This is a genomic window from Flavobacterium hibisci (assembly GCF_020026925.1).
In the GTDB taxonomy this organism is placed as follows: domain Bacteria; phylum Bacteroidota; class Bacteroidia; order Flavobacteriales; family Flavobacteriaceae; genus Flavobacterium; species Flavobacterium hibisci.
Genome location: NZ_JAIQDW010000015.1, coordinates 43569 through 69198, shown reverse-complemented (window position 1 = coordinate 69198; position 25630 = coordinate 43569). Strand labels below are relative to the sequence as shown.

The 25630-nt window shown below is 33.9% G+C and carries 15 protein-coding genes; 10 read left to right on the top strand and 5 right to left on the bottom strand.

Going from position 1 to position 25630, the window contains the following annotated elements:
• Positions 1 to 25 precede the first annotated feature (25 nt).
• A complete protein-coding gene (locus K8B81_RS15290; protein WP_223682432.1) occupies positions 26 to 4093 on the bottom strand; it encodes a hybrid sensor histidine kinase/response regulator transcription factor in 4068 nt (1355 codons plus the stop codon).
• A gap of 530 nt (positions 4094 to 4623) precedes the next feature.
• On the opposite strand from K8B81_RS15290, the gene K8B81_RS15285 reads away from it, so the two are divergent.
• The 7 genes from K8B81_RS15285 to K8B81_RS15255 all read left to right on the top strand — a co-directional run bounded on the left by K8B81_RS15285 (position 4624) and on the right by K8B81_RS15255 (position 17283).
• Complete coding sequence (locus K8B81_RS15285; protein WP_223682431.1) at positions 4624 to 7563, top strand: SusC/RagA family TonB-linked outer membrane protein; 2940 nt, start codon at positions 4624 to 4626, stop codon at positions 7561 to 7563.
• Between the two features lie 5 nt (positions 7564 to 7568).
• Positions 7569 to 9164 (top strand): RagB/SusD family nutrient uptake outer membrane protein, encoded by a 1596-nt coding sequence (locus K8B81_RS15280; RefSeq protein ID WP_223682430.1) that lies wholly within the window; start codon positions 7569 to 7571, stop codon positions 9162 to 9164.
• Between the two features lie 31 nt (positions 9165 to 9195).
• Positions 9196 to 10272 (top strand): SusE domain-containing protein, encoded by a 1077-nt coding sequence (locus K8B81_RS15275; RefSeq protein ID WP_223682429.1) that lies wholly within the window; start codon positions 9196 to 9198, stop codon positions 10270 to 10272.
• A gap of 170 nt (positions 10273 to 10442) precedes the next feature.
• On the top strand, positions 10443 to 11534 hold the full coding sequence (locus K8B81_RS15270; RefSeq protein ID WP_223682428.1) for a glycoside hydrolase family 53 protein: 1092 nt from the start codon (positions 10443 to 10445) through the stop codon (positions 11532 to 11534).
• Between the two features lie 6 nt (positions 11535 to 11540).
• Entirely contained in the window at positions 11541 to 12572 is a 1032-nt protein-coding gene (locus K8B81_RS15265) for a glycoside hydrolase family 53 protein (protein ID WP_223682427.1), read from the top strand.
• A 68-nt stretch (positions 12573 to 12640) separates the two neighbouring features.
• A complete protein-coding gene (locus tag K8B81_RS15260) occupies positions 12641 to 15079 on the top strand; it encodes a DUF4982 domain-containing protein (protein ID WP_223682426.1) in 2439 nt (812 codons plus the stop codon).
• A gap of 191 nt (positions 15080 to 15270) precedes the next feature.
• A complete protein-coding gene (locus K8B81_RS15255; RefSeq protein WP_223682425.1) occupies positions 15271 to 17283 on the top strand; it encodes a M13 family metallopeptidase in 2013 nt (670 codons plus the stop codon).
• Between the two features lie 311 nt (positions 17284 to 17594).
• On the opposite strand, the gene K8B81_RS15250 is transcribed toward K8B81_RS15255, so the two are convergent.
• Both K8B81_RS15250 and K8B81_RS15245 read right to left on the bottom strand, forming a co-directional pair.
• A complete protein-coding gene (locus tag K8B81_RS15250; RefSeq protein ID WP_223682424.1) occupies positions 17595 to 18251 on the bottom strand; it encodes a hypothetical protein in 657 nt (218 codons plus the stop codon).
• 149 nt (positions 18252 to 18400) lie between these two features.
• A complete protein-coding gene (locus tag K8B81_RS15245) occupies positions 18401 to 19276 on the bottom strand; it encodes a helix-turn-helix domain-containing protein (RefSeq protein ID WP_223682423.1) in 876 nt (291 codons plus the stop codon).
• 227 nt (positions 19277 to 19503) lie between these two features.
• On the opposite strand from K8B81_RS15245, the gene K8B81_RS15240 reads away from it, so the two are divergent.
• Positions 19504 to 20589 (top strand): SGNH/GDSL hydrolase family protein, encoded by a 1086-nt coding sequence (locus tag K8B81_RS15240; protein WP_223682422.1) that lies wholly within the window; start codon positions 19504 to 19506, stop codon positions 20587 to 20589.
• A 222-nt stretch (positions 20590 to 20811) separates the two neighbouring features.
• Here the strand turns inward: K8B81_RS15240 and K8B81_RS15235 are convergent, their stop codons facing one another.
• Positions 20812 to 22308, bottom strand: coding sequence for a S41 family peptidase (locus K8B81_RS15235; RefSeq protein WP_223682421.1), 1497 nt, complete (start codon positions 22306 to 22308; stop codon positions 20812 to 20814).
• 44 nt (positions 22309 to 22352) lie between these two features.
• Between K8B81_RS15235 and K8B81_RS15230 the strand changes: the two genes are divergently transcribed.
• Entirely contained in the window at positions 22353 to 22733 is a 381-nt protein-coding gene (locus K8B81_RS15230; protein ID WP_223682420.1) for a hypothetical protein, read from the top strand.
• Entirely contained in the window at positions 22733 to 22924 is a 192-nt protein-coding gene (locus tag K8B81_RS15225) for a transposase (RefSeq protein WP_394370723.1), read from the top strand. The genes K8B81_RS15230 and K8B81_RS15225 overlap by 1 nt, the downstream gene beginning before the upstream one ends.
• A 202-nt stretch (positions 22925 to 23126) precedes the next feature.
• On the opposite strand, the gene K8B81_RS15220 is transcribed toward K8B81_RS15225, so the two are convergent.
• On the bottom strand, positions 23127 to 25586 hold the full coding sequence (locus K8B81_RS15220; RefSeq protein WP_223682419.1) for a toll/interleukin-1 receptor domain-containing protein: 2460 nt from the start codon (positions 25584 to 25586) through the stop codon (positions 23127 to 23129).
• Between the last annotated feature and the right edge of the window lie 44 nt (positions 25587 to 25630).

Genomic DNA, 25630 nt, shown 5'->3' with positions numbered 1-25630 from the left:
AATATGTAATTCTTTGATTTAGATTTTAAAAAATATCATCTTCTTTTTGAATAACATTCAATTCCTTATTAAAAGAATTCCTGTATTTTTTGATATACTCAGAAGGCTTCATGCCAAACAATTTTACGAACTGCTGGCGGAAATAACGTTGATCTTCTATACCAACCTGAGGGCCAACCTGTGCGATATTAATGCTTTCAGTAAGCATAATTACTGCGGCTCTTCGGATTCTGATAGATCTGATAAAACCGTTTACAGTTTGCCCGGAAATTGCTTTAATCTTTTTGTAAAGGCTGGAATGGCTCATGCCCATTGCAGCAGAGAAACTTTTTAGATTAAATTCGCTGTTTTCGAGATTGGCTTCGATGATTTCGATGCATTTATCCAGAAATTCCTTGTATTCAAGAGGGACCTTATTTCCATTTTCACGAAGTGTTATGCTGTCCAGAAAATATTTACGCAATTGGCCTCTGTTTCGTAAGACAGCATCTACACGTGCCAAAAGTATATTGTTGTCAAAAGGTTTGGTGACATAATCGTCTGCACCTTCATTAATACTTTGTAAATGAATGTCATTGCTTGTTGTAGCTGTCAGAAGTATCACCGGAATATGGCTTGAATAATCATTTTGTTTGATTTTTTTGCATAGATTCAAACCGTTCATACCTTCCATCGAAATATCACTCAGTACAATATCAGGCATGTGTTTTTGCAACAGTTTCAGTCCTTCGAGTCCATTAGCTGCCGAATAAACAATATAATTTTTTGAGAAAAGTTTTACCAGATAATGATTCATTGCGGTATTGTCTTCCACAATCAGTACAACTTTCTTTGGACTGATTAATGCTGATTTTATATTTTCAGGATTTGATAGTTCATTACTGTTTTCAGAGGTACTGTTATTATCTGCCGGCATTCCTTCAAGAAGTTCCCCAACAATAGGTGACATCTGATGACGATTCTCATTGATGCTCATTTCTGCAAAATGTGTTCTTCCTTTTGGAAGTACAATAGTGAATGAAGTTCCTTTTCCGACTTTACTCGTACATGTTATTTCTCCATGATGTTTGTTCACAAAATATTTGGCCACATACAGGCCTATTCCAAAACCGTTACTGCTTTTAGACTGAATCTGCTTAAATTTTTTAAAAATAGTATCAATATCGTTTTCATGAATTCCGCTTCCGGTATCTGTTATAATAATAGAAACATCGTCAGTTTTCTCGATGATCTCAATGCTTATAGTTCCGTCATTAGGTGTAAACTTGAATGCGTTAGAGATTATATTAAAAAGAGTAATTTCTATTTTCTCGTAATCACCATATATTTCAGCGGGAGTGTTTTCTTCAATAAAGTGATAATTTAAATTTTTAACAGCTGCCATCTGCGTAAAGCTGTTATAGATTTCACGGCACAGGCTGTTTAAGTTAATCTTAGAAATTTTAAGTTCATCCAGATCCGTTTCTGCTTTCCTGAATAATAATAACTGATCTGTAAGGCTCAATAATCTTTTGGCATTTTTATAGGCGAGATTCAGGTCAAGATCATCTTCAGAGTTATTTTTTCTGTCAATGGTACTTTTTAGCGGATTTATAATTAAAGACAGGGGAGTGCGTAACTCATGTGCCATGTACGTAAACATAGAAAATTGTTTTTCGGCATGTTCCTTGTCTTTTGTATGCTCCATACGGGTAAGTTTTATTTCGTATCGAAGCCTTTCTTTGTTTTTTTGATAGCCCACATACGCATAAATGGCACCGCAAACAGCAATTAAATAAAATGTATAAGCCCACCATGTTCTGTACCATGGCGGAAGGATTTTTATTGTGGCGAGCGTTACTTCATTAGTCCAGTTTCCAAAAACGTCAGTAGTTTTTACTTTAAATAGATAAGTTCCTTCTGACAGTCTCGAATAACTTGCCCTGTTGTTTTTTGAGGTATAGTTCCAGTCTTTGTCCCATCCTTCAAGAAAATAAGCAGTATTTATTTTTTCGGAATTGATATAATCCAGATAAACAAAATCAAAACTCAGTGCCGATTTTTCATAAGGAAGTTCAGCAGCGCTTATCATTTCAAGTTTTTTTTCTGTAATATAAGGGCTATCTGATTTTAAAGGCTGATTATTTACAAGCAGATCATTTAATAAAAATTTGCCGGTGTTTTTTTTGTCTTTTATGTTGTCAGGATCAAAAACATTGAACCCGTTTATACCACCAAAAATAAATTCTCCTGTCGAAAGTTTAGTGCCTGAATTCCAGCTAAACTGAGTGCCCTGAAGCCCGTCAGATACTCCGAAATTCCTGAAAGTATTGTTGTTAGGGTTTAGTCTTGAAATTCCATCATAGGTACTCATCCATAAATTTCCTTTTGTATCTTCTAAAAGGCGGAGTATAGTATTGCTAGAAAGACCATTTTCTGTGGTGTACTTTTTAGAAGTGCCCGTTTTTCGGTTGTACAAAAACAGGCCTCCTTCTATAGTTCCAATCCAAAGGTTTTTATTTTGATCTTCGGTGATGCATCTAACAGTATAGTCTGAATGATAGGTTTTTACTTTTTTTGTTTTTGGATTTATCTCAAAAAAAGAATTAAAAGTTCCTCCCCATATTTTCCCGTCTTTCGTTTCGTAGAGACAAGTAACATCGCGCAGTTTGTTGCTGTAGCAGATGAATTTATTTTGTTTTCTGTCGAATTGATATAGTGCTCCGTTATTTGTAACGCCAAGCCACAATGTTTTTTTCGAATCTAAAAAAAGCACCCATGATTCCTGTTCTGCTTTTTTAGTGAACTGATTATAAATTGAAAAATTCTGAATTGCTTTTGATTTGGGGTCAATACGACACACTCCGCCTTTCCACATTGCAACCCAGATGGCATTGTCAGAATCCCGGACGATACTGGTCACAAAATCGCTCTGGATTTTTCTGCCGGCAGATGACGTTGTAGAGTATGTGTCATACGTGTTTTGTTTTCTGTCCCAATAGCGCATTCCGGCGCCATCAGTTCCAATCCATATGTTTTTCTTTTCATCTTCACAGAAAGAAAGCATAAAGTTTTTAGCAGGGTTATCGCCTTCTTTATTGCCCAGGGCATCCTTATTTTTATAGTGATTGAAATCGAGCGGTTTTTCTCCCATCATACTTACGCCACCACGTAGTGATCCGAACCACATTTCTCCGTTTTTGCTTTGAAATATATCATACAGCGATTTACTTTTAAGCAACGAAACAGGACCGCTTGCACGGTATGAAACAGGAGTAGTCTGATTTTTTGTAATGGTGTATAGTCCAGCTCCGTCAGTAGCAATCCACAGCCGGTTTTTCTGCTGGAAAAAATCACGTACGACTGTTTTTATTTTGAAGTAGTTTTTAGAATACGTATTGAGGTGTTCATTATATAGATAAGCTCCTTCGTCAGATCCAATCCAGAGTCCTTCATGGGTCAGTTTAATGCAATTTGTACCCGTGATCGTATTGTTAAGCAGTGTTAGTTTTTTTGACTTGATGTCATACTGACAAAGACCGGTTCCGGTTATGAAAACATAAAAGATTTGTTTTTTGGCATTATAAGCGATGGATCTTGCGATATAATTTAATTTACCGTTAAAGGGTATTGCAGTTCCAATTTTTTCACCTTCCTTAAAAAGTATGACGGCTTCTTTTGTAGCGACCAGAATAATATGTAAAGGATGTACAGCAATTATTTCGTAGGCAGTAAAACTTAATGGTTTGACTTTTTTGTTTGTGTCATAATATTGTAAAGGAGTAAAAGAAGATCGTTCTGCGTTAAAAACTACTGGTCCTGCCGTTGTTCCTATCCATAAATTATTTTCAAAGTCACCTTCTATACAGCTAATCGCGTTTCCCTGAATAGAATAGGGGTCAGTATGAACATGGCGGTAAATTTTAAAATCATTTCCATCATATCGGTTAAGTCCGTCAAAAGTCCCAAACCACATATAACCATTTTGATCCTGATAGATAGTGGCAACAGAATTGTTAGAAAGCCCTGATGAAATATCCAGATGTTTTATTGGATAATTCTGTCCAAATATAGTATGACAAAGAAGAAGAATGATAAATGACTTTAGCTTCATAAATTTTAAAAGCTTGCTGCTATTTGATATAAAAATAGAAGAGTATAAACTGAAAGCTGAATCAATATTTTATCTGAAAAAGTTGAAATCTGTTTACTCTCCGAATTATTAATTTGTTAAAAATGCGTAAAAATAGCATTTGTTTTTGAGAATAATATAAGGTTATCGGTTATGTGCTTTTTTTTCTTTATTAAAATATTGAGAGTACAGGCTGTTTGCCCATGTATTACTGGTTTTAACAGCAATTTGGCTGATTTTATAAAATATTTATTAAGATTGTCGATTGTTTGTTTTGTCATTTTTTTAGGACACAATACTGAAGCCTGAGTTTTTTATAATGACTTATATTGGTGTTTTTACGAAATTACCCCCCTTTATAAATGAATTTTTCCCTGTCTTAAGAGTGCATTGTATCCGTAATTTTGCAGCGTGAATTGATAAGCCGGAATGTTTGAATAAGGATTATTTTATTTTTCGTTCAAAGCCTCTTAAGTCACAAAACCCGAATCAATAAATAAATTTAAAAAAGTATGAAAAAAATTTACAACAAATTTTTACTTTTATTATTACTTCTTCCTTTCTGTGTTTTCGCTCAGAGCACAGTAAAAGGAGTTGTTCTGGACAAAAGCACCGGACAACCCATACCAGGAGTAAATATAAAAGTATCTCAAGGTAATTTAAGCATGACTACGGATTTTGACGGAAAATTCCAGTTTAGCGGCTTGAAAGAACAAGCGCAAATTACTTTTTCATTTACAGGTTATACAACTCAAATTATTACTGTTGGAACCCAAAAAGACATTACTGTATCACTTGAGGAAGATCCTAATATTCTTCAGGAAGTTATCGTACAAGTGGGATACGGTTCTGTAAAAAAGAAGGATGCAACAGGTTCTGTAGTAGCACTTACTACAAAAGATTTTAATAAAGGAAACAATATTACTACTGAAAACCTTCTTAACGGACGTGTAGCTGGTTTGTCTATTAACTCATCCGGTGCACCGGGCTCTTTATCTGAAATAAGAATCAGGGGAGGAAGTTCGCTTTTTGCAAGTAACGACCCTTTGATCGTTGTTGACGGATTACCACTTGAAAACGCAACCAATACTGGTTCAGCTTCATTTTTAGCATCCTTAAACCCTGCTACAGTAGAGTCGATGACCGTATTAAAAGATGCATCTGCTACGGCCATTTATGGTTCAAGAGCTTCTAATGGTGTTATCATTATTACAACTAAAAAAGGAAGCAGTAAATTATCAATAGATTATAATGCACAATTTGGTGCAGGAAAACTTACTAAAACAGTTGATGTTTTTAGTGCAGATGAATTCAGAAAACTTATTGCAGACCGAAGACCTCAGGATTCAGGTAAGTTAGGTACAGCAAATACAGACTGGCAAAAAGCCATTTACAGAAACACATCATCTTTTGATCAGAGTTTAGCGGTTAGAGGTAGTTTGTTCGATATTATCCCTACAAGTCTTACTTTAGGAAATACAAATCAGGAAGGTTTACGTATCACAAATGAGTTTAAAAGAAATACTGTTGGATTGGTAATGAATCCTGCATTTTTTGAAAATAGCTTAAAGATAAAACTTTCTGCTAATTACGCATACGAAAAGAACAGATTTTCAGATGCTGTAGAAGGAACTGCTATTAGTTTTGACCCTACACAGCCTATAAGGGTTGAAGGTGCGCCATATGATGGTTTCTTCGAATACCTTAATGCTCCTGTAGATAATAAATATCCCCTGAACCCGAATGCAGCCAGAAACCCTGTTTCTCAATTACTTAATACAAGGGATATAGCAAAAAGTAACCGTTTTTTCGGAAACTTTGAAGTAGATTACAAGCTGTACTTTTTCCCGGACGTAAGAGCGGTTGTAAATTTAGGCTTCGACGAATCTAATGGAGACAGAAGAAGATTGGTGAACCCAAATGCCGGTTCAGGTCCAACACTTGAGAACTTCCCTTATGGTACTAATGAATATACTGAAGCAAAAAGACAGAATAAATTATTGGATGCCTATTTAGTTTACAACAAGACTTTCGACGAATTAAATGTTGAATTAACAGGTGGTTATTCGTACCAAAGATTTGAAAGTTCAAGATTCGAAACTGGTAATGTTTTAAACATAAATTTACCAGCAACATTCCCTGAAACTACTTTAGATACTGAAACGGTTTTAATCGGTTTTTTTGCCAGAACAAACTTAAACTTCAAAGATAAATATTTACTGACTTTATCTTACAGAAGAGATGGATCTTCAAGATTTGATAAAGAAAATCGTTGGGGTAATTTCCCTTCAGTTGCTTTTGCATGGAAACTTAAAGAAGATTTCTTTAAAGACAGCAAAACACTATCTGATGTAAAATTAAGATTAAGTTATGGTATCACAGGTCAGCAGGATATTCCGGAACCTAACGGTTATCTTAAAAAATACGAATCAGGAACAGGAAATTCTCAATATTATTTCGGAACTGATCCCGTTACAATCGCACTTCCATACAGACTAACAAAAGGTTTGAAATGGGAAGAAACAACTACTTATAATGGAGGTTTAGATTTTGGATTTTTAGATAATCGTATCACGGCTAGTGTGGATGCTTACTACAAAGACTCTAAAGATTTATTAGCAAATGTCGCTATATCTGACGGAAGTAATTTTTCTAACAGAGTATATCAAAACATTGGTAGATTTACGACAAAAGGGGTTGAACTTACAGTAAATGCAACCGCTATTAAAACTGAAAACTTCTCATGGAACGTTAATTTTAACGCATCTAAATTTGAAAGAAGAATTAGCGAATTAGCTTCTAACTCTGATATATTTTTAGGAGACAACATCACCGGAAACGGAAGTACTACACAAATTTTCAGAGAAGGTTTTACTCCGTATTCTTTCTATGTTTACAAACAATTATACGATACTGCAGGAAAACCAATTGATGGCGCTTTTGCTGATTTGAACGGTGATAATATCAAAAATGAAGCAGACAAATACATCTATAACAACCCTGATCCGGATGTTACTTTAGGATTTGCATCAAATATGAATTACAAAAAAATTGATTTCTCTTTCAATTTAAGAGCAAGCATAGGTAACAATATATTTAATGGAGTAAATGCCGCAAGAGCACAGTACAACTCTTTGACAAGTGGCGGAGTATTAAATAATATACCTACCCAGATTAATGAAACGAACTTTCAGACTACTGAAAATGTCCTGATGTCAGATATTTATGTAGAGAATGCTTCTTTCTTAAAAATGGACAATATTTCTTTAGGATATACTTTCGATAATGTTATTAATGAAAAAGTTTCTTTAAGACTGTCAACAGGAGTACAAAACGTTTTTGTAATTACTAAATACAGTGGTTTAGATCCTGAAATTACAAATAACGGTTTTGATAAAACAATTTATCCAAGACAACGCACTTTCTTGTTTGGTGCCAACCTTAAATTTTAATAAAAATGAAAAAGTATATAATAACTATTATAGCAATAGCTACCGTTTTTCATTCTTGTACGGATGACATGAATGTAGTTTCTAAAGATGACGACGTACTTTCTGCTGATGCTTTGTTCTCTTCTCCGGCAGGGTATAAAAAAGCACTTGCAGGTGTTTATGGAAACCTTACTCTAACCGGTACTCAGGGGCCTGTATATTCTTCATTAGAAGGTTTAGCTGCGGGAACAAGCCAGTATGTAAGATGTTTACTGAACCTACAGGAACTGACTACAGACGAAATGATATGGAGTTATGAAAATGACGAAGGTACTGCTGAATTACAACGAAATATATGGACAGCGGCAAACCCTATTATTCTAGGAATGTATAGCCGTACAATGGCTTCTATTGCTTATGCTAATGATTTTTTACGTGAAAGTACACCTGAGAAATTAAAAGGAAGAAATATTACGGATGCTGGAACTGTTGCCGAAATTGAACTTTACAGAAAAGAAGTTCGTGTTTTAAGGGCATATGCTTACTACAACATGATGGATTTGTTTGGTAAAGCACCTATGTACACAGAAAATGATCCTTTAAATTTTGCAGGGCCTGAATATAACAGAACGCAATTATTTGAATTTATTGAAACGGAATTAAAAGCGGTTTTACCAGACTTAAAACCTGCAAGAACCAATGTGTACGGAAGAGTAGATCAGGCTGTGGCACGTATGATTCTGGCTAAAATTTATTTGAATGCCAAGGTATATACAGATACTGATCGTTATGATGATTGTATTACCATGTGTAACGAAATCATTGCTGGAGGATATACCCTAAAACCAAAGTATCTTGAAAACTTTATGGCTGATAATAATACATCAGAAGAAATGATCTTTACAATTCAGTCAGACGGGATTCTTACTCAAAACTGGGGAGGTACAACCTTTTTAATTAATGGGCAAATTGGAGAAATAGAAAACAATGCAGTTGATTTTGGAATTACAGGATGGACAGGTGCATTACGTATCAGAAAACAATTTGTACAAAAATTTGATGGTGCTAAATTTAGTCAGGACGACAGAAATACTATTGGAACAGGTACTGCAACAAAACAGAGAACAATAGATATTGCAGATATTAGTGTAAAATCACAAGGATATATTGTATCTAAATTTTCTAATAAAACTTCTACAGGAGTTAGCGGAAAAAACAGGGATTTTGCAGATACTGATTTTCCATTATTCAGGTTAGCGGATGTTTACTTAATGTACGCAGAAGCTACACTGAGAGGAGGAAATGGTACCATCGCACAATCACTTGTTTATGTAAATAAATTGAGAGAGAGAGCTAATGACAATGCTACAACAGCAAATATTACAGCAAGCGAATTAAACCTGCAGTTTATAATTGATGAAAGAGCACGCGAATTATACTGGGAAGGACACAGAAGACAGGATTTAATCCGTTTTGGATTATATACAGGAGGAACTTACAACTGGTCATGGAAAGGAAATGCTGCCAGGGGAATTTCAATCCCTTCTTTCAGAAGACTTTTTCCTATTCCTCAGGCATCATTAGGATCTAATAAAAACTTAACTCAAAATACGGGTTACTAAATCCTTTTTTAACAATATAAAAGATAACAAAATGAAAAATATTTATAAAATTTTTATTGCTATAGCAGTACTTGCAGGATTATGGTCTTGTGAAAACGAAGAAAATTTAATGATTTTGAAACCGCAGGAAGCTTCTTTCTCCATCATCACACCAGAAAATGGTTCTTCTATTATTTTAAATGAAGCTACACCTGCAAATACAGCCCTTACTGTTAGCTGGGAAAAAGTAAGTTATGGAACACCAACTGTTGTTACCTACACTGTTCAGATTGCAGCAAATGACACTGAATTTGCAGCACCTGTTGATGTTACCTCTTCAACTTCTACTTATTCAATCATAGATGTTGCGGAACTTAACACAAGAGTATTGGAGCTTGGACTAACACCAAATGTTGAAAACTCGATTGATGTAAGAATTAAGGCTACTGCTGGATCAGCAAATGCTGAGCCAAAATTTTCAGACGTAATCACTATTTCAGTAACACCATACGGAAGTCTGGAAACGCCAGTGACTATTTTGTATTTAGTAGGTGACGCCACTTCAGCAGGATGGAATCTTAACAACGACAACATGCCAATGTTTACAGATCCTAATGACAATACAAAACATTATTATACAGGATATTTTAAAGCACATGTAGACGGGTTTAAATTACTTGGAAAAATTGATTCATGGTTGCCTGCATATGGTCATGACGGAACCACAGTGGTAAAAAGAACGTCTTTTGATCAAACTGATCCAAGCAGTTTCCCAATTGCAACTGACGGTTATTATACTTTCGAAATTAATATTCAGGATTTAACATATAAACTTGCTCCTTATACTGGATCAACTACTACTAACTATAATAAAATTGCTTATAAAGGTTCAGTAATAACTGGAGATGATTCAGGTTGGAATATGGAAGTAGCTTTAACTAAATCAACATTTAATCCTCATATCTGGAAAGCTTCAGCTCAAACTTTAAAAGCAGGAAAAATGTTGTTTTATGCTGATAATCAATGGATGGCAGAATGGGGACCAGACATTATTATTGAAAAAGAAGGAAAATATGATGTTTGGTTCAACGATTTAGATGGCCGTTATACTTTCATCAAAGTAGAATAATCAATAAAATAAGCATAAGCCTCAAATTTCCTATTATTTGAGGCTTCTTATTCCTCTTTTTTAAAATTATATTTAAAAAAACAAAAAAGCTATCCGTATTGGTGTGTTATTTTAAAAGTTTTAATTTTTAGTAACTGCTATACATATAGCTCGATAAAAAACTTATATATATGAAAAAACATATAAAATTCCTTGGATTGCTTGTAATAACAGCAATTCAGTTTTCTTGTTCAGGTGATGATGACAAAGCTCCAAGTGTTGCTCAGCCGCCTGCAGATGATACTTTTATCAGAGCTTCTGATGTTTCTTATCTTCCGGAAATGGAAGCTATTGGAACTAAGTTCTACAATAATGGCAAGGAAGAAAACATGCTTACAACTCTTAAAAATGCGGGTTGTAATACAGTTCGAATCCGTTTATGGAAAAATCCTGTAAATGGACGTTCTGGTATGGAAGAAGTAAAAGAACTGGCTGAAAAATCAAGAAGAGCAGGTCTTAGAGTCTGGTTAACGGTTCATTATTCTGATAGCTGGGCAGATCCAGGAAAACAGACAACCCCTAAAGAATGGGAAAAATTATCTTTTGAGGACCTGAAAAAAGCGGTAACTACCTATACAGAAGAAATCATGAACCAGATCAATCCTGATATTATCCAGATCGGAAATGAGATCAACGATGGATTACTTTTTCCACAAGGGAAATTATCTAGCAATGAGCAACAATGCATTGCTTTATTGACTGCTGCAAGTAAAGCTGTTCGCGCAAAATCATCAAATGCAAAAATCATGATTCATTATGCAGGTATAAATGGTGAAGGTACGGATTGGTTTTTCAACAAAATGAAACCCATTGATTATGACTATATAGGATTATCATACTACCCTGTTCATCACGGAAAAGATGTGACTGAAGTAGCATCTACAATTGATGCCCTTGGAGAAAAATATGGTAAAAAAGTAGTGATTGCAGAAACATCTTACCCATTTACATTCTTGTATAATGATTTTACGAATAATATTATAGGGGATAGTTCACAAATAATACCTGAATTTCCGGCGACTCCTAAAGGACAAAAGGCCTTTGTTCTTGCTGTCAGAGCTGCGGTTGAAGCGTCAGCACACGGACAAGGATTTGCTTACTGGGGTGGAGAATGGGTTGCTTTTAGAGGAAAACAATCATCGTTCGGTTCTACTTATGAGAATCAGGCTTTATATAGTTTTGACAACAATGCATTATCTGTAATGCAGGCTTTTGCCAGATAATATAGAATGAAAAAACATTTTATAATAGTACCTTTTTTGCTTGTCTTAGCACTTGTATTTACTTCATGTAAAACAAAAAGGACAAGTAAAGAAGGTTCTTTTTCTAAAGGAGCTGATGTGGGATGGCTCCCACAAATGGAAGCCACAGGTTATAAATTTTATGATACAGACGGCTCTGAAAAGGATTGTCTGCAATTATTAAAAGATAGAGGAATCAATACCCTTCGTTTGCGCGTTTGGGTAAATCCCAATAATGATAAAGCTAGCGGACACTGTAGCCCCCAAGAAACAGTTGTCATGGCGGTTCGCGCGCAAAAGTTGGGAATGCGTATCATGATCGATTTTCATTACAGCGATTCATGGGCTGATCCCGGCAAACAAAATAAACCGGCAGCATGGGCAAACCATTCTTTTGTGGAATTGCTAAACGATGTTTACAATCATACCTATGATGTGCTGAAATTATTGAGAAAATCAGGAGTTACACCAGAGTGGGTTCAGATTGGAAATGAAATTCCAAGCGGTATGCTTTGGCCTGAAGGACACACAGACAACTTTCCTCAATTGGCTCAATTGTTGAACAAAGGATATGAGGCAACAAAAGCTATAGATTCAAAAATTAAGGTAATTGTACATTTAGACGAAGGCAATAAAAACGAAAAATTCAGATGGTTTTTTGACAAAGCAACAGAACTAAATGTTCAATACGATGTTATTGGTCTTTCATATTACCCTTTTTGGCTAAAAACAGATTATAAAGAAAACATTGCCGATCTGGAAAACAATCTAAAAAATATGGTTTCACGTTACAATAAAGAAGTAATGATAGTCGAAGTAGGAGGCGATTATACTTTGGAACAAAATACCAAGGAAATGCTTGAAGCCACTATAAAAGCTGTAAAAAGCGTACCTGACAATAAAGGTTTAGGCGTTATTTACTGGGAACCACAGGGCGCAAAAAGCTGGAGCGGTTATCAGCTAAATGCATGGCTTGACAACGGAAAACCGTCGCCGGCACTCGATGCTTTCAAAAATTAAATAAATTTCAATTAAGAATTAAAAGATTTGAGTTTTATAATTTCTTAATAGTAAAGTACAAAACGAAAATGAAGATATTTTTTAAGTCCATATTACTCGCGTTTTTGCTCTTTTTTTCGTCCGGAAAAATTTGGTCGCAATCCACTACTATTGTTTTAAAAGACAACTGGAGTTTTTCTAAAGAAGTAAAAGGAGATGCCTTTGCAGTTAATTTTAATACTTCAGAATGGGAAAAAGTCAGTATTCCTCATGATTGGGCTATTTATGGTCCTTTTGATAAAAAATGGGACATACAAACCGTTATCATTGAACAAAACGGAGAAAAAGAAGCAACTGAAAAAACAGGAAGAACCGGAGCATTGCCACATATAGGAACGGGCTGGTATAGAAATACATTTACCATTCCGGAATTTAAAAAAGGCCAAAAAGCACTTCTTCTTTTTGAAGGTGCAATGAGCGAACCCCAGGTTTATTTAAACGGGAAAAAGGTTGGGCAATGGGGGTATGGATACAGCTATTTTTATATTGATATTACCAATGATCTTCTTATTGGAAAAGAAAATATATTGGCTGTAAAATTAACCAATGAACCATTTTCTTCAAGATGGTATCCGGGGGCTGGTTTGTACAGAAAAGTTAGTATTGTACTTAACGAAGAGGAACGTTTTGCGCAATGGGGGACTTTTATTACTACTCCTGACATGAAAGGGAATAGTGCTGTTGTTGATATAAAAGCAGAGTTTCATGGCAGTAACTTGTCGATGGTAACCCAAATAAAAGATGCTAATAACAAGGTTGTGGCAACACAAAAAAGTACTGATACAAAGGATGGAAAATTCCATCAGCTAATAGAAGTTGCCAAGCCTAATTTATGGAGCCCTGAAACGCCTTATTTGTACACAGCAGTAACCAAATTATATGCAGCAGACGGAACTTTAAAAGACGAACAAAACATCAAGTTTGGTATCCGGTTTATAAAATATGAGCCTAAAATAGGATTTAGTCTGAATGGAAAAGTGACTAAATTTAAAGGAGTTTGTCTTCATCATGATTTAGGACCTCTTGGTGCGGCAATAAATAAAGCGGCGCTTCGAAGACAGCTTACCATTCTAAAAGATATGGGATGTAATGCCATCCGAAGTTCTCACAATATGCCTTCTTTTGAACAGCTTGAACTGGCTGATGAAATGGGTTTTATGTTTTTGGCAGAAAGTTTTGACGAATGGGCAAAGCCAAAAGTAGAAAATGGATATAATCGCTTTTTTAAAGAATATGCCGAAAAAGACATTGTAAATTTAGTAAGAGCTACGCGAAATCATCCTTCTATTGTAATGTGGAGTTCTGGAAATGAAGTTCCGGATCAATGGGGAGCTGAAGGGGTAAAACGTGCCAGATGGCTACAGGACATTTTTCACCGCGAAGATCCTACAAGACCAGTGACTGTTGGTATGGATCAGGTAAAAGCAACTATGGAATCTGGCTTTGGAGCTTTGCTGGATATTCCGGGATTAAATTACAGGGTGCATCTATATGAAGAAGCTTATAAAACATTCCCACAAGGATTTATATTAGGTTCAGAAACGGCTTCTACGGTGAGCTCCAGAGGAATTTATAAATTTCCGGTGGTTCAGGAAAAGAACAAACAATACGATGATTTTCAAAGTTCGTCTTATGATCTTGAAGCCTGCAGCTGGTCCAATGTCCCTGATGAAGATTTCGTGCTTCAGGATGACAAACCCTGGGTTATTGGAGAATTTGTCTGGACAGGTTTTGATTATTTAGGTGAGCCTACACCGTATGATGAAAAATGGCCGTCAAGAAGTTCTTATTTTGGAATTTCAGATTTAGCAGGATTGCCTAAAGACCGTTTTTATCTTTACAGAAGCAGGTGGAATAAGGAAAACAAAACGCTTCATATATTACCACACTGGAACTGGAAAGGAAGAGAAGGAGAGATTACTCCGGTTTTTGTTTACACCAACTACGACAGTGCCGAGCTTTTTGTAAACGGAAAGAGCATGGGGATCCAAAATAAAAATAACTCAACTCCGCAAAACCGTTATCGTTTAATGTGGAATGATATAAAGTATGAGCCGGGAACGGTAAAAGTTGTGGCTTTTGATTCTAATGGAAAAATTGCTGCCAAAAGCGAGGTTAAAACGGCTGGTGATCCTTATAAAATTGTACTAAATGCAGATCGTAAAACAATCAAAGCCGATGGTGAGGATATCTCCTTTGTTACGGTTTCAGTTGTAGATAAAAACGGGATACCATGTCCTGTTGCAGATAATGAATTGCAGTTTAAAGTAACCGGTGCTGCAACTTACAGAGCAGCATGTAATGGTGATGCTACCTCATTGGAAATGTTTCATGAAAATCATATGAAGCTTTTCAGTGGTAAACTAGTGGTTTTGGTTAAAGCAATTAAAACCCCGGGTGCTATCCAACTCGAAGTAACAGGTAAAGGGCTTCAGACAGGTAAAATTAATTTGAAGTCTAAACGATAATATTTTTAAAATTACCTATAAAATTTTAATTGAAAAAGAGGCTGATGCCTCTTTTTTTATGCGCCTATTTTTTAACTTCATAATTAAAAACTGAATTCGTATCTTGTTGTACTAAAATTAATATGCCAGATATATATATTTAAATAGCTGTCTTCAAACGTTTTTGATTCATTTATAGAAATAATCACATTATGAAAAATACAGTAGTGCTCTTCATTGTATTATTAGCTTTTACAGCGTGCTCAAAACATAACGGTAACAAAAATGTTACCATTACGGGAATAGATTCTACATTACGGCCTGGTAATGATTTTTTTAGATATGTAAATGGCAAATGGTATGATTCTGTGTCTATACCTGCATCTCAGTCTGGAGTCGGTGCCTATATGTTTATGAATTTTCCGCAGCGAATTCGACTCCAGGGAATATTGGATAGTATTTCTCAAAGCAAGAATAAGGCAGGGAGTATCGCACAAAAAGTAGGTGACTTTTATGCATCTGGTATGGATACTGTAACTATTGACAAACGCGGTTATACACCTATCAAGCCACTTCTTGACAAAATTGAAGCTATTAGCGATTTGCCTTCTTTAATGAAGTTTGTAGGCCATCAGGTAAAAGTGGATAATTCTTCTATTATAGGTTTTGGAGTATCGCCAGATGAGAAAAACAGTACTATGAATATTGCCCAGATTTATCAAACAGGTCTTGGGCTGCCTGACAGGGACTATTACTTCAAATCAGATGCATCAACTATTGCTATACAGGAATCTTACAAAAAATACCTTACTACATTATTTCAGCTAATAGGCAGCAATTCCGCCGAAGCTAAAAAGAATGCTAATTTGGTTTACGATATTGACAAACAACTCGCTGTTTCCCATAAAACAAAAGTTGAACTTAGGGATGTACAGGCAAATTATAATAAAATGGCTGTCACAGATCTTGTAAAAAAACATCCCAACATAAACTGGACTGCTTTTTTAAATAATTTGGGTGCCAAAACCGATTCTATTAATGTAGGGCAGACAGCTTATTACGATGCCCTTAATAAACTGCTGAAAACCACTTCTATAACAAATTGGAAAATTTATCTGAAAGCAAACTCTATAGAAAGATATGCAGATGATTTAAGTAAGCCTTTTGCAGATGCTACTTTTGAGTATGCCAAAGTACTTTCTGGTCAGGCGGTTCAGAAATCACGTGGGGAAAAAATGGCTACTGTCATTGACAATTACTTAGGCGAGGCATTGGGTGAATTGTATGTGAAAAAATATTTTTCAGAAGATGCAAAAAAACGCATGCTGGAGCTAGTCAATAATCTGCAAAAAGCATACGGAAAAAGAATAGATAAACTGGATTGGATGAGTACTGCTACGAAACAAAAAGCCAAAGAAAAATTGTTTGCCATTACTAAGAAAATAGGATATCCGGATAAATGGAGAGATTATAGCAACGTAAATATAGCTAAAAATACCTATTTTGAAAATATGGTTTCAGCCTCTGCAGCTGCATATCAATTTCAATTGGCAAAATTGGGCAAACATGTGGATAGATCAGAATGGTACACCACAACTCCAACAGTTACAGCGTATAACAATCCTACTGCAAATGAAATTGTTTTTCCTGCAGGTATTTTGCAGGCCCCGTATTTTGACAATAACGCTGATGATGCACTTAATTATGGAGGTATTGGAATGGTTATAGGCCACGAAATAACCCACACTTTTGATGATCAGGGGGCTCAATATGACAAGGATGGAAACTTGAAAAACTGGTGGACAAAAGAAGATTATGCACAGTTTAAATCAAGAATACAACAGGTTATTAATTTGTACAGCACCTTTACTGTTTTGGGAGATTTACACATTAATGGAGCAATGACAGTTGGCGAAAATACCGCAGATATTGCGGGAATAGCAGTTGCGTATGATGCTTTTAAAATGACACAACAAGGAAAAGGGAATACAAAAATTGACGGTTTTACTCCAGATCAGCGCTTTTTTATTTCTATAGCTAAAATATGGAGAGTAAAAATGAAAGATGAGTTTCTGCGTTTGTGGATTAATAATAATCCACATTCTCCACCAAATTGGCGTGTTAATGGACCTCTAATGAATACTACACCTTTTTACGAAGCATTTAATGTACAACCTGGAGATAAAATGTTTTTGCCAGAAAAAGACAGAATAACAATCTGGTGATTTTGTTCTATAAAGTATTTTTTGCTTTGTTACAGATTATAAATTCTTTACAAGTCCCGTAATTTTTATATATAGCTAAAGAAAAAGCGCTTCAGATTTTTTTCTGAAGCCTTTTGTATTAGTTGTGAACAGGAATTCTCAAAAAAAAATCCGGAGGATTTAAAGTATCTGTTTAATGTTAAATTACTAGATGATTTTTTAAATTTAGAATAAGTAATTGATTATGGTAGTGCAAGTAAAACTAAAACTTTCTCTTGTTTTCTGAAAAAGGTGTTTAGAATTGTTCCTGTAATTTTACATTAATATTCCCATTAATTATAACTTACCTTGATATTTTTAAAGTCCCCTCCGCTGCTGTCTGCTGTAAATAGCCCTAATTTTCCTGATGTTCGATTGTTAAGTTTTTCGACTATCAGTGAAGGCTGTTCTGCATCGTTTATATAGGCCTTAACAGTTGTGTTTTCAATTACTAATTTCAATGTAAACCAATCATTAGGATCTGGCGGATTGATAATTTCTTTCTCAAAAATCGCATTTCTTTCTTTTCTTAATTTCTCCCAGGTAAAATCGGGATGAGAAATATATTGCACAGCATGAATTCTCCGAACAGAGTCTTTAGCAAAAAAATTGAAAGGACGACAATAAACAGCATCATAATTAGTATCATCGGCACCGTGAAAAGCGATTCCAATAAAGCTTCGTTGAAAAACGTCTTTTCCCCGCATTTTTATTTGAATGATACCGTTTTTAAAGTCCTTACCAGGTATCCATACAATACCTTCCTTTTTATTTTCTGTTATTTTTAGATAGGCTCCACTATCAGACGAAACGACTTTAATCTCTCTATTTACAGATTTGAGTTTTCCTTTCCTGTAAAGATTCACGAGATCAGTGTCTTGTCGGAGTTGGCCGAATAGAATTAAGGGAAGTAATGTCAAAGTATATATAAATTTGATTTGCTTTTTCATTGAAAGACTGTTTAATGTTTAATAGTGAAGTTATTTCTACAGAAAAGACCACATTCTCCAGTGATTTTGATATGAAATGACTTGTTGTTTTTCGGTGGAAATATTCTCATGTACAAAAATAGCACACATAAAAAAATAATAATGACCAGTTAGGTAAAAGAACTACCATTTTGATAAGTGTTTCTGAATTCTTTTGGAGAGATCCCTGTTTGTGCCTTGAAGAAACGCGTTAAATGATTCGCATGAGAGAATTGTAACAGATCCGAAATTTCATTGATATTAAGTTTTGTATAGTTTAGCAGAGACTTTATTTCAAAGAGAATAAATTCGTTTATCATTTCAGAGGCGGTAACCCCAAATTGTTTTTTGATGCATTTATTTAGTGTTACTCTGCTGATACCTAACTCTTGAGAGTAATAGTCGATGTTTCTTACTTTACAGACTTTATTTTGTAAAATTTCTTTAAACATATATGCAATGCTATTATTTTCTGTTTCTGAAGACAGTTGATAATGCTGTGCATAGGCCCGATTGAGTTTGATTAGTATAAAATACAATAATGCTCTTATGATATGTTCGCTATCTGATTTGAATGTTTTTATTTCACTGATCAGCTCCTGAATTATATCTGTCAGCTGCAAAAAGAAGCCGTCATTGACCTTTAGATACAATGGTTTGGTTTTGTTGTAAAAAAACTGTAGCCTGAAGGAGAATAGTTTATCTGAAAAAAAATCAGACAGAAAACTATCCTGAAAAAATAAAAAATAACATTCAACTTTGGTTTTATCCAAAAACCATCTTCTTTTTTGAAAAGGAGAAATAAAAACGACTGTTTTATCAGAAATTTCAATTCTTTGATGATCAAGTTCTAAGTAGCCATTTCCTTTAGAGAAAAATATAAGTTCGTAAAAATCTGTATGATGGAGCTCACTTTCAAAAAAATAATTTGGAATGTCTTTATAGGTACCAATGTCAATTAGTAACGCAACATTATATTTATTTTTTAAGAATTTGAATGTCTTCATTATTTAACTGTATGGAATGAATTACACTTACTAAGATTTTAAAGTTTTATACCTGAAAATGCTAAATGGCAATAGGAAAACAAATACTGCCGCTAAAATAGCATAACAAAGGATAAATATATTTTAAATCATTCTGTAAATTAGCATTTTAATATTCAATTTTTTTTTTTAAATCTTATATTTAATTCTGGCAAATGCGACAGGGCCTAATTTTTTAATTTTATAATATGATCAATTTAAAAAAGCTACACATATTAGTATTATTTGCTTTCATTTCGTACTCTTACTCACAGGAATTTGTAAAGCCTGATAATGCCAGAATCAATTACACGGGCAGGGTAGATGTTACAGCAGACTCTACTATGTTTTACTGGCCTGGTACTACAGCCGGGATTACCTTTAAAGGATCAGGCGTTTCAGTAAAAATGAAGTCTTTAAAAGAGAAAGCATTTTTTTACGCTATAATCGATAAAGACGATAAAAAGCCTTTTAAGTTTGAAACAGATAATACCCTTAAAACGATAAAGATAGCAAAAGACCTTGGCCCGGGTATCCATACGTTAGAAATATACAAACTATCAAATTCTACATCAGTAAATGTATTTTATGGATTTGAGCTTTATGGGGAAACAAAAGTGTTGAAAAACCCTGACAAGCGTACCAGAAAAATTGAATTCTATGGAAACTCAATTACAGCAGGTCACGGTGTAGATGTGCCGGAAGGAGGGAACGATTCTGGCATGCCTGAAGACTTCAACAATTATTATACGTATGCTGCAATAACAGCCAGACATTATAATGCTAAACCTTCTGTTATTGCCCGCAGCGGGATAGGAATTACAGTGAGCTGGTTCCCTGAAATTATGCCTGAAACCTACAATCGTACTGCTCCGCTGGATTCTTTAAGTAAATGGGATTTTACAAAGTACACACCAGATATTGTAGTGATTAATCTTTTTCAGAATGATTCCTGGATCGTAAACAAACCGGAAAATGAACAGTTTAAACGCAGATTTGGTACAGAGAAACCATCAGAAGCTTTTATAATTCAGTCGTATGCTAATTTTGTTCGTTCAGTCAGAAGCAAATATCCTTCGGCGAGTATAATTTGCGCCTTGGGTAATATGGATGCTACAAGGACTGGTTCAGAATGGCCCGGCTATATCCAAAAAGCCGTTGATCAATTACACGATAAAAAAATATATACCGTATTTTTTCCTTATAAAGAAAGAGGTAACCATCCTGATAGAAAAGAACAGGAAGCAATGTCCAAACAGCTCATTGAATTTATTGACCGTAATATAAAGTGGTAAATAATAGGCAATCGTACGTTCACGAGCAAAATTGCGCCCAATGTCATTAAGTCAAAGATTAAATGATTGCTGATTTTTGATTTCAGATGTATCAACAATCTAATATTTTGTCAAACCAAATCTGAAATCAAAAATAGTTACTACTCAATCTAAAATCTCTTCACTTAATAACATTGCACTCGTGCCAGCCTTTAGATTTTAATTTATAAATTTCGTTGCTATTTATTGTTTTTTCAACCTTTTAAAATCCTCGATATACAAACCTTTGGCAGTATTTGTAGGGTTGAATGCAGCAAGATTACTAATATTTAAGGACAAAGAAGGATTGGTGGTTTTTGCTGTAGTTCGCAGGGTTTGGCCTGTAATTAATTCGAGAGCTTTATTCAAATAAGGATCTTTTACGTTTCCAAATTCAACCAAATTTAAGAAAGCGCTATATGGATTAATTTCGTAATCAGGTGTAATTTTCGATGGATTTGCGTCTTTGTCTTTGTTATAATAGGAAAAGGTAATGGGTTGCAATTGCCATTTGTGTTTAGTGCTTCGATTGGCATAGGAAGTATAATTATAAGCAGGAGAATCGTATAATGTGTTGGATCCTACAAATTTACCAACCGTTTCTTCGCCTATTGTGATTACGCTAATGTATTTTTTAAGACATTGTATGGTGAGCTCGCTGGCAGAAGCGGTTTGAAAACTTACCAGCACATATATTTTTGTTAAAGCAAGGCTGTTGATACTTTCTTCTCTCTGAAAAGTGGGTTCGTTATCAACCAGATTAAAAATATTTACTTTTTCAGAAAGATTTTCATAGCCATCTTCACTATTGTGTTTATTATTGAAGTCTAAGTAAATATAAGGCTTGTTGGTAAAACTTCCGTTAATCATTTGTGCCAGGGCAACTGCTGTTTCTAATGAACCGCCTCCATTATATCTTAAATCTAAAACCAATTCGTTAATTCCATCCGATTTCATTTTAGCGAAAGCGGCATTGAGTTCGTCATTATAATCAGACTTGAAACCATTATACACCAAATAACCAATATTTTTGCTGCCATATACTTTCTTTTCGTAATAAGCAACCGGGTTTTCATCAATAGTAGCTTTTGTTACAGTCACCGTTCCTGCTTTGTCTGTGGTTACCATGCTGCCGTTTGTAAATTTCACACTTGCTGCCAGAGTAATGGTGACTTGTGAATTTTCTAGTTGGTCATAATTACTTGAAGTAAGCTGGCTTCCATTTATTTTTGTAATAACATCGCCTCTTTTCAATCCCGCCAAAGCTGCTGGTGAGCCAGGTACAATGTAGTCAATTAAAGCTACTACATTTGTATTAGATGCGTCTTTAGGGTAAATTCCATAGCTAAAACCACCTTTTTTTTCGACTTCTGCAATTTTTGAAGCATTCACTATCTCATTACTGTTTTCAATCCAGGAGAATCGGTCAACAGTTCCTCTTTGATATAGGAGTGAATAAAAAAGCGCATCGGGAGTTTTTCCGTTAATGAAATTGTTGTATGCTGTGGCAGAAGCGATTTTGCTGTCAGACAAATCGGTAACATTGGGTTGCCAGTAGTACCAGGAATTCATAGCCTTCCAGACAAAGTTGTTAATCTCGTCTGGTTCGGTAGCTGTAGTTTCATCAGCATCAGAATCCTTGCTGCAAGCTGTAAAAACCAATCCTATAAGTAATGTTTTAACAATATATTTTAATTTCATTATTTTTTCAATCGTTAAATTTGTGGATATAAAACGCCAAAAGTATGAGAAATAGTATTCCAAAAGCCTTCTTTTTATTATTTTCTTTCGTGATTTTTTTTCTTTTTTCATGTTCCCGACAACTTTTAGATATTAAAAACCAAACGTATAAAAGTTATAACAGAAATAATGAGAGAGGATATGTGGTTAGTTTTAAATTAAATGACGCTGCTGTTGTTCCAAAATCGGTTGTGATCAATGGTATTGTTCAGGATATAGCAAAAGAAAACAAAATTGGAGATACTTACCAGATAAATGTGATTGCGCAAACAACCATAATTCATAATTATCAGGTAAAATTAGATAAAAAAGAAAATGGAATTTATTTTGAGAAAAATTCCAATATATTTTTTCAGCCTGTAAAATTCAAATTAATCACTGACTAATTGAAAATCTAAACGGTAAGATTAGAAAATACACCAAAAATAAATTATCATTCCCTACCGATGAAGCAGTTTTAAAATCTGTATATTTGGCTTTAAGAGAAGCTACCAAAAAATGGACAATGCCAATCCATAATTGGGGATTAATACTCAATCAGTTCTTAACTATATTTGAAAAAAGGGTTCAACTTTAATTAAAAAGTCAAACCCGTTATTTTTAAACTTACGCACTTTTTAGGACAGTGTCGCAAATGAATCTCTCCCCGAAGAGTTCCTTGAAAAGCGGTGTATTCTATAATTTGATAATACTCAGCATATTTGTTATTAATAACCTGTATAGTTCTTTTAGTACGGCACAGAGTACTTTAAGTAGTTCATTGACAACAAAATCGAAATTTAATACTGCTTGAGTTTTTCGATTAACTTATCAATATTTTCTTTAGGCAATTTATTTTTTAATTTGGAATCTATCAATCTGAGAGATTCTCCCAATTTTCCTGAGAGGGCAAGACTTTTAACCTCTAGTATATTTATGGTATTATTATATGTATTAGCTTTAGGATTCTTTGCTTTTAACTTATGCAATGTTTCAACCATTAACTCAGGTAATCTAAATTTTTCACAAATTTCAATTTTGGTTAATAATGGAAAAGGAGTATCTGGAAATCTACCAATACATTCATCAATTATAGCTAAAGCGGTATCTCGATCATTTTCAAATGTTGATATATATTCAGCTTTAACGCTGTAATACATTTCATTAGATATGTCTGTGTTAATTAATTTTAAATCATTAATTAATTCTTCAATTGTCAATTTATAATTATCTGTTTTGACTTTAAAAAGGCAGCGAATGTAAGCTAGTATATTATATGGATTAAGTTTTTCATAATCATAAATTTCCTTAGCGTATGAAAACGCATTTTCAAAATCTTCAATATCAATATAAATCTGCACTAACTCTCTTCTACCTTTTATCGAGTTTTTCTTGATATTTAAAAATTTTTCTATATTTTCTTTTGCAAGACCTATGTTACCAGATAGTCTGAAATAAAAGCCAAGCAAATAATAACGATCTTCTTTTTTTAAGTTTCCTACTTCTTTAAAAAATCTATCACTGCTACCAATTCTTGCTAAAGAAAGGCACAACATATAAGTAATTTCATTAAGTATATGTTTATCCATGAAACTAGAATTTTCAAGTACCCTATCTGCTAATTCAATTATCGTGTGATATTTTTTTCCTTTATCGTACAACTCATTAATAGTCTTTAGAAAATGAGACGGTATTAAGTATTCATTTGGTACAGCTATTCCATTTTTTAAGGAATTTCTGATTGTATATACGACTTCAGATAAATCATTATCTGACTCTTCTATGGAGTTGACAAATGCTTCAGTATGCTTTTTAATAATATCTTTAAATTCTCGTGGCATTGATGTTCTGGTTCTTGAAATATAATCCCTAATCCCATCATTCAAGCGAATATATTCTTTAGATGCACCTAAGTGTTCGCAAATTCCATTTATGATAAATTCTTTTATTAGACCTATGTAATTTTCACTAAGTGAAATAAATTCGTTTAGAAAATCTATACTAATAAAATCAAACTCTGATAATAAAAGAAGTAAGTTTAAAGACTCTGTATTTTCTTCATATTGTTTTATAAGTTCCTTTACCTTTTCAGTATTATATTCAACAATTAAATACGAATTTTCCTTGAGATAGTTTATTCCCTGTGCTCGAATAATATCTATACAATAAAAAATTTGCTCGGGGAATCCTTGTAATGTGTTTTTAAATATATCAATGGCTTCCTCATCTAATACAATTTCAAATAAATTGGCATATCTTTTAAGAAGTCCAATTCTTTCTTTGGGGTCAAGTTCGCTTAAATTGATATGATATATCTTTTTATTTAAATTGTATGCCTTATAAAATCTATATTTTGAAATGATATTAAAGTAAAGATAGTCGTCATGCTCTGTGAAACTATTTATAATACTATCAAACCAATCAGCAAGTTCTCCTGATGGAGAAACTATGCATCCATTATCTATGACTTGAATAATTTCTTTGGCTTTGTTAATATCGATTAATAATTGATTTATTAATGAAAGCTTTTCATCAATTGTTTTAAACATCAAATTTTTAATGTCGATTTCTTCAGAAAATCCTAAATCATAAAGTTTTAATATGAAATCTTCTATACTTTCATTAATATCTAGACTTATTTTTGTGAACTCGTAAGATTCTTTAATAATTGAACACTTTATTAAAGCCTTCTTGTTGAAACTTTTACGTCCTATTTTCTCTAACCCACAAACAAAAACACAATTTGGCGCATTTAAATCAAAGGAATCAAATCGTTCTTCAAATTCAGAAATTTGTTGATTTCTTCCTACAAATAAATTATTCTTTTCCTTAACTAATGGATGATATTGCCATGAAATCTCAATTAACCTCTGATTTATTCTTCGAGCCGCTAATTTCGGGCGAGAGATATATTGAATATTGTATTCTTTTCTCATCCAATCGGGAATTCTATGATCTTTATATGTGATATTCTCATCTATAATAATGGGGAAAATTCGTTGCAATTCTCCTTTTTTTAATTTGTCATAGCTATTCAAAATTTCTTTCTGAACCCATTCAGAATCCAATGAATCGTTAGATATAAATAGAACAAATAGGTCTGATCTATCTAAGCCACTCAAAATTTCCTCATAATTTTTCATTCCTTCTTCAAAGGATACTTCATCATAGATACATTTACTCTGCCCTAGATATTTATGAACAATTGAGACATATCTTTTTTTATCTATACTACTATGGGACAAAAATGCTTTCGCCATTTTTATTTTTTTTTAATTAATAAATATTTTTTTGCAATAAATTA

Excerpts from the sequence above, each read along its gene's own strand:
- K8B81_RS15235 (WP_223682421.1), bottom strand. The coding sequence starts at position 22,308 with ATGAAATTAAAATATATTGTTAAAACATTACTTATAGGATTGGTTTTT.
- K8B81_RS15240 (WP_223682422.1), top strand. The coding sequence starts at position 19,504 with ATGATCAATTTAAAAAAGCTACACATATTAGTATTATTTGCTTTCATT.
- K8B81_RS15270 (WP_223682428.1), top strand. The coding sequence starts at position 10,443 with ATGAAAAAACATATAAAATTCCTTGGATTGCTTGTAATAACAGCAATT.
- K8B81_RS15280 (WP_223682430.1), top strand. The coding sequence starts at position 7,569 with ATGAAAAAGTATATAATAACTATTATAGCAATAGCTACCGTTTTTCAT.
- K8B81_RS15255 (WP_223682425.1), top strand. The coding sequence starts at position 15,271 with ATGAAAAATACAGTAGTGCTCTTCATTGTATTATTAGCTTTTACAGCG.
- K8B81_RS15250 (WP_223682424.1), bottom strand. The coding sequence starts at position 18,251 with ATGAAAAAGCAAATCAAATTTATATATACTTTGACATTACTTCCCTTA.
- K8B81_RS15220 (WP_223682419.1), bottom strand. The coding sequence starts at position 25,586 with ATGGCGAAAGCATTTTTGTCCCATAGTAGTATAGATAAAAAAAGATAT.
- K8B81_RS15230 (WP_223682420.1), top strand. The coding sequence starts at position 22,353 with ATGAGAAATAGTATTCCAAAAGCCTTCTTTTTATTATTTTCTTTCGTG.
- K8B81_RS15265 (WP_223682427.1), top strand. The coding sequence starts at position 11,541 with ATGAAAAAACATTTTATAATAGTACCTTTTTTGCTTGTCTTAGCACTT.
- K8B81_RS15275 (WP_223682429.1), top strand. The coding sequence starts at position 9,196 with ATGAAAAATATTTATAAAATTTTTATTGCTATAGCAGTACTTGCAGGA.
- K8B81_RS15285 (WP_223682431.1), top strand. The coding sequence starts at position 4,624 with ATGAAAAAAATTTACAACAAATTTTTACTTTTATTATTACTTCTTCCT.
- K8B81_RS15290 (WP_223682432.1), bottom strand. The coding sequence starts at position 4,093 with ATGAAGCTAAAGTCATTTATCATTCTTCTTCTTTGTCATACTATATTT.
- K8B81_RS15260 (WP_223682426.1), top strand. The coding sequence starts at position 12,641 with ATGAAGATATTTTTTAAGTCCATATTACTCGCGTTTTTGCTCTTTTTT.
- K8B81_RS15245 (WP_223682423.1), bottom strand. The coding sequence starts at position 19,276 with ATGAAGACATTCAAATTCTTAAAAAATAAATATAATGTTGCGTTACTA.